The sequence below is a fragment of the Cellulomonas pasadenensis genome, from assembly GCF_047229365.1.
GTDB lineage: Bacteria > Actinomycetota > Actinomycetes > Actinomycetales > Cellulomonadaceae > Cellulomonas.
This window is the reverse complement of the sequence record NZ_JBFTEP010000230.1, coordinates 1-2843: the sequence shown is the minus strand read 5'-3', so window position 1 is coordinate 2843 and position 2843 is coordinate 1. Positions and strand designations below refer to the sequence as shown.

Below are 2843 nucleotides of genomic sequence, written 5' to 3'. Positions count from 1 at the left end.
CCCCCCCACCCCCCCCCCCCCCACTTATCCATTCACAACTGGCAATAGGCGTTCGGCTTATTTGTGTCGTGGGTTCTGATATGTGTTTAAGATACTGGCCCTGGTCAGCGGTCGCGCGGCCGCAGCCGCACGTGCGGGAGCTCGGGGGCCGGCAGCGCGCCGCCGCCGTACCCGCTGACGACGCCGAACCGCTCGACGCCGGCCGGGTCGCCCGCGATCGCGGCCTGCCACTGCGCCCGGGCCTCGACGACCTCCTCGTGCGTGCGGCCGACGAAGTTCCACCACATGAGCACCTGCTCGTCGAACGGCGTGCCGCCGATGAGCACGGCGCGCACGGGCGCGTCGCCGGTGCGCAGGGTGACGGCGTCCCGGCCGGGTGCCACGTAGCCCAGCCATGCCGGCGGCACCGCCGTGCCGTCGAGCGTGACGTCGCCGGTGTCGACGAGCAGCGCGTGCTCGAACGCGGGGTCGACCGGCAGCCGCACCGTGGCGCCGGCGGGCGCGTCGACCTGCGCGGCGACCAGCGGCGAGTACCGGCGCGCCGGCGACGTCGCGCCGGCGAGCGACCCCAGGAAGACCTGGACCCGTGCACCGTCGACCTCGGCGGCCGGCACACGCGCGACGTGCTCGAAGTCGCGGGGCCCGTGGCGGTGCGCGTCCGGCAGGGCGGTCCACAGCTGGACGCCGTGCAGGCGTCCCGACGCGCCGGCGAGCGCGGGCGTGCCCTCCTCGGAGTGGCAGACGCCGCGCCCGGCGGTCATGAGGTTGAGCTGGCCCGGGACGATCGTCTGCTCGCTGCCCAGCGCGTCGCGGTGCAGCACCTGGCCCTCGAACAGCCACGTGACCGTCTGCAGGCCGGTGTGGGGGTGCGGCGGCACGTCCATGCCGCCGGTCGCGGCGACGTCGTCCGGGCCGTAGTGGTCGGCGAAGCAGAAGGGCCCGACGAGCGAGCGGGCGCGTGACGGCAGCGTGCGACGGACGGTCATCGCACGCGGTCCGCCGAGCGGCACGTCGCGTGGCTCCACGAGCTCGACGCCGCGGTCAGCCGACGTCGCCACGGGGCCGTCGGGGGCGCTGGTGCAGACCTGCTCGCGCGGGGCCGGGTCCAGGTTCGTCACGGACCCAGCGTACGGACCCGCGCGGCGACGCCGATCCCCCACCGATCAGCGTCCTGACCTGCGGCGACGCCTCACCCGGGCGACGGGCTGGACGAGGGGCGCGCGGAGCCCCACACTTGCGTCACCGCCGCCCGTCCGGCGGGTTCCCCCGCTCCACCACCTCGCTCGGCCGTGCTTTCGTCCGTCACGCCGCGGCCACCGTCGGCCGTGCGCGTCCGGAGGTCCGCCCGACCGCGCGCCGGCACCGCGTGGCAGCACCCCGCAGTCCCCCAGAACCCCCTCCGTGTCGTCCGGCCCGTGCGCCGGGGAAGGATGCGTCGGCCGTGCTGCGCTCCGTGGCCTGTCACCTCTCGCTCGACGTGCGTCAGCCGCTCGAGATGCTGCTCGCGGTCGCCGTCGCGGAGGGACCGTTCGAACGCTCCGAGGACCTCGTGGTGCGCACCGACGACGAGCCGCTCGACGTCGAGGAGATCAAGCTGCCGCACGGCGGTCGCATGCACCGGGTGTGGGCGCCGGCGGGCCGCGTGGTGGTCGACTACCGCGCGACCGTGACCGGCCATGCGGAGCCGGTACCCGTGGAGGACGTCGACCTCGTCGAGTACCGCCGTCCGAGCCGCTACGCCGAGTCGGACCGTCTGCTCGCCTTCGCGCGCGACCAGTTCGCCGGCCTCGTCGGCGCCGAGCTGCTCGACGCCGTCGTGACGTGGGTCGGCCGGCACGTCACCTACCTGTCGGGGTCGAGCCTGCCGACCGACGGCGCGACCGACACGCTGCTCAAGCGCCGCGGCGTGTGCCGGGACTTCGCCCACCTCGTCGTCGCGCTGCTGCGCGCGTGCGACACGCCCGCCCGACTCGTGTCCGTGTACGCGCCCGGGCTCCGGCCCATGGACTTCCACGCGGTGGCCGAGGCGTACGTCGACGGTGCGTGGCACGTCGTGGACGCCACCCGGCTCGCGCCGCGGCCGACGATGCTCCGCATCGCGACCGGCCGGGACGCGACCGACACGGCCTTCCTGTCCTACTACGGCGGCGGTCTGCGGCTGCGGTCGATGACCGTGACCGCGGTGACGGACGCGCGCGCCGAGGACGACGGCACCGGGCTGGTCGCGCTGCGCTGAGCCGGTCGCGCTGCGCTGCGCCGGTCACGCTGCGCTGCGCCGGTCACGCTGCGCCGAGCGGTCGGTCAGGCGCTCTCGCGCAGCGTGCGGCGGCGGCCCTCGAGGTCGAGCAGCTCGGTGAACAGGGCGCGGGACGCGGCCGGGTCGGCGTCCGGTCCCATCCGCTGCAGCCGCCCGCGCACGTCCGCGATCTGCCGCGTGTAGCCGATGTCGACGAGGCGCATGACGACGCCGCGCACGTAGCCGGGCAGTGCCTCCTCGCGGTCCTCGGGCAGCGGGGCCACCGACAGCTCGGTGACGAGGGCGTGCACGGGCTCGGCCGCCTCCTCCAGCACGGCACCGACCCACGCCGTCGCCGCACCGCCGGCGCGCTCGACGTGGGCGCGGGCACCCGCCACGCCACCTGCGGCGCGCACCGCCTCGTGCACCGCGCGGTACGCGGGGGCGGCGAAGGCGTCCGGCGCGAGCGCGTCGAAGTCCGCGGGCACGAGCAGCGGCGCCTGCAGCACCACCTCGAGGGCCGTGCGCTCGACCTGCGCGACCGGGTCGCGGCGGTCGGGCGTGGCCATGCGCGCCACGCGGACGGGCTCGGGGGCGGCGTCCCGGC

At 76.0% G+C, this 2843-nt stretch carries 2 protein-coding genes and 1 pseudogene; 1 reads left to right on the top strand and 2 read right to left on the bottom strand.

Features of this window, described 5'->3' with window-relative positions; translation table 11 throughout:
- Nucleotides 1–104: 104 nt before the first annotated feature.
- A complete protein-coding gene (locus AB6N23_RS17945; RefSeq protein WP_412867325.1) occupies nt 105–1118 on the bottom strand; it encodes a pirin family protein in 1014 nt (337 codons plus the stop codon).
- A gap of 323 nt (nt 1119–1441) precedes the next feature.
- On the opposite strand from AB6N23_RS17945, the gene AB6N23_RS17940 reads away from it, so the two are divergent.
- Nucleotides 1442–2236, top strand: coding sequence for a transglutaminase-like domain-containing protein (locus AB6N23_RS17940; protein ID WP_412867324.1), 795 nt, complete (start codon nt 1442–1444; stop codon nt 2234–2236).
- Between the two features lie 65 nt (nt 2237–2301).
- On the opposite strand, the pseudogene AB6N23_RS17935 reads toward AB6N23_RS17940, so the two are convergent.
- Nucleotides 2302–2843 (bottom strand): annotated as a pseudogene (locus AB6N23_RS17935) (DNA primase); the annotation flags it as partial.